General features: G+C 42.5%; 2 protein-coding genes. One reads left to right on the top strand and one right to left on the bottom strand.

The features are described 5' to 3' along the window. Positions 1-198 precede the first annotated feature (198 nt). Positions 199-2,667 (top strand): site-specific recombinase, encoded by a 2,469-nt coding sequence (locus VLN09_RS05765; RefSeq protein WP_325244542.1) that lies wholly within the window; start codon positions 199-201, stop codon positions 2,665-2,667. 62 nt (positions 2,668-2,729) lie between these two features. On the opposite strand, the gene VLN09_RS05760 is transcribed toward VLN09_RS05765, so the two are convergent. Continuing rightward, the coding region (locus tag VLN09_RS05760; RefSeq protein ID WP_325244540.1) for a symmetrical bis(5'-nucleosyl)-tetraphosphatase at positions 2,730-3,329 on the bottom strand (600 nt) is incomplete at its 5' end.

The raw sequence follows: 3,329 nt of genomic DNA, 5'->3' as shown, positions 1-3,329 counted from the left end.
CCGTTACGATTAAAATAACGCAAGGCTAGGCGCATTGCGCTTAATAAAAATATCCTGAAATATCAAAGTGGATGCCCTGTCAATTGAGGAAAGTATGTATTACAACAGTGATAACCACAACAATCACTATCAGCAAATATATCGTTGCACATACTGAATAATAACAACTATTGAATTAACCACCATAAGGGATGCGATGTGTCAGAGATGAAACACATTTTACAACAGATTACTGCCTTAAGTGATGTGCCAGATCCTGCGGTACTCAAGCGTTTAATCGATGAGCTACGAGTGAGTGACAAAGAGCCCACTTTAGCCAATGGAAAAATTCAAGAACTGGTAGAAATCCTGCGTCAACATCCAGAATATGGCGATGGGCTGTCAAGTTTCGTTTTAACACTCATCATTCAATATCGCCAAATTGCTCTTTATACGGATACCGGCATCATGTCGGATCAGGGATTCTTCAATAGTCTACGTCGTTTGATTGGACATCGTTTTTTGCCATTATTGCCGCAAGATGATTCTGTAGTCGAGCTGGTCGGTTATCTATTTGACAGACGCTCTGATGAGCGCTGGCTGAGCCATATTGATAACGAAAAATGGAATGACTTGGTTGATTTACTCAAAGTTAATGAAGAACATTTAAATTTAATTGCTACCGCTAAAAACAGCATTTTAAATGCCATTATCATTTTATCTTATCGTATTAGCGGCATTGGTCTGCATCCAGATTTGATGGAGTTTTACCCGCAGATGCTGAACTATTCAGCCTCATTTGTGGCACAAAACCAAGAAGCTGTCCTATATGTCAATCAATACCGAGAGGCACATGAGCTCGATACATTGACAGATATCACGCCCGAAAAAGCGGTTGACCCCGCACCATTATTGGTCATGATTGAGCAATGTAAAGACATCGTTGCCACCATACGCAAGCGTATTTATAAAACCGGTATCTCTATCCGCTTAACCAATATGATGCTGCGTTTAGACCAAAGCTTACAGCGTATGCGTATCTTAACTGAGCTCGTAGCAGACAATCAGGATAAGCGTGATCAGGCTGTGATTGAGCTGATTCAAGCGCTGATTACCTCTGCCAGTCGCCGATATAGTATTGGATATTTGATTGATAATAATACCAAACTGCTGTCGCGCAAAGTGACTGAAAACGCCAGCCGAGTCGGTGAACATTATATTAGTACTGATAAATCCGGTTATCAGAAGATGTTTAAAAAAGCCTCTATCGGTGGTTTTATCATCGCTTTTATGGCAACCACCAAGATATTGACCTATCATTTAGCACTAGCGCCGATGGGACGCGCCTTTATTAATAGTATGATTTATGGTTTGGGCTTTGTTTTTATTCATATTGTTCATGGTACAGTCGCCACCAAGCAGCCCGCCATGACTGCTGCTGCCATCGCTTCCACCATCTCAGATAGCTCGGGAAAAAAATCCCATCAGCTGAATAAATTATCTGAATTGGTTGTCGATATTTTACGTACCCAATTTATCGCTATCATGGGTAATATTATGATGGCCGTACCAGTTGCTCTTATTATCTCTTATGCATGGCTGCATTATACCGGTGCACCAATGATTGATACTGATAAGGCTGCACACCTACTTCATGATCTCGATCCTTTTAACTCACTGGCGCTGCCCCATGCCGCTATCGCTGGCGTGTATTTGTTTTTATCTGGTCTCATCGCTGGCTACTATGACAATTTGGCGGTTTATAACCAAATCGGCGCCCGTATTCAGCGCCATAAACTCTTACAGTATTTACTACCTAGAACGTGGCTACAACGTTTTGGGGGCTTTGTAGAAGCCAATCTTGGCGCCATCATGGGTAACTTTATATTTGGGGTATTCTTAGGTAGTACCGCAACGATTGGTTTCTTATTTGGATTACCCATTGATATTCGCCATATTGCATTTGCCTCAGCAAACTTGGCTCATGGCTTATTTAATCTATCTTCGAATCAACTAGAGTGGCAAGTGGTGCTACTTTCTATTTTTGGCGTTTTACTTATCGGCACGGTCAACTTGATGGTCAGTTTCTCGTTGGCGCTGTTTGTGGCATTGCGCTCAAAAGAGGTGAAATTTGTTGATTGGAGTCGTCTGACCCAACAACTCTTTAGCCACTTAATGACTCATCCTTCTGATTTCTTTTGGCCACGTGACAAGCCGATGAGGTATGCGCGTATTGATAGCCAAGGACAGATGATTTTTGATGATACAACTACACCAAATAGCAATGAACCACTGCCCAAAAACTATGTGGTCAGGCGTTTATCTGATGTAAAAGTACTGCCAAAATCATTGCAAAAAAATACGCAAGATAAGCAGTCAGTGACCGATATACATTATACCAATCCATCAGTAGAGCATGAGCTACAGAGCCGTGAGGCTCATACGACTGTCCATAAACCTTCAACTCATAAAACCATTGAACTTAATGATGGACTGACAGAAGAGGCACTTAGTAGCGTTCTTTATAATCAGGATATTCAGTATGATAAAACGCATGCTGCCTTTAATGAGGATGATCAGCGGTCATCTGGTGCGATAAGTCAAGACAACCCTCCTGATATTAAAGCCGCTGGCGATGCCAAAACGCCCTTACCTAAACCAAAAAAACCACCAAATCTGCCCAGTTAATAGGACAGTTTTGGTGGCTTAGATGACGCCTTAAAGACGTCGTCTTCAGTAAAAATATAGCGCTAAGGTTGTGGTGGTAGGCAATGCGCACTTGAAGTGATTGCTTTGCCATCCCCTAAACGATATGCCAATAAGTAATTACCCCAAACACAGCCGCCATCAAGCGCGCGAGCATAAGGCAAATCAATCTCACCTTTGAGTGCCGCCCAATGACCAAATAATATCTTACGCGTGCGCGGCACTTGCCATTCAAACCAGGGCAAAAAACCTTTTGGCATACGCTCATCTAATCCTGCCGTAAAACTAAATTCAAGCAACCCATCTTGCTGGCATAAGCGCATACGAGTAAAGTAATTGGCAATAGCACGCATTTTGGTAAAGCCATCAATGCCTTCGTGCCACTCATCAGCTGTTTTGCTATACAAATTCGGTAACAACTGATCTAGCTGCTTTAAGCTGCTTTGTAGCTGCACCTCTAACTGCTGTGCATAATGTGCGGCGTCTTCAATGCTCCAATGCGGTGGAATTCCTGCATGTACCAACACCGTATGCTCATCGGGATAAACCAATAATGGCTGATGGCGTAGCCATTCTAGCAACTCATCACCATCATCGGCTGCAAAAATCGGTACAGTCTTATCTTTTTTCTTTCCTTTAACCAC

The sequence above is a fragment of the Psychrobacter sp. genome, assembly GCF_035469765.1.
GTDB lineage: Bacteria > Pseudomonadota > Gammaproteobacteria > Pseudomonadales > Moraxellaceae > Psychrobacter.
The sequence above is the reverse complement of the archived record's forward strand: the minus strand, read 5'-3'. Positions and strand labels throughout refer to the sequence as shown.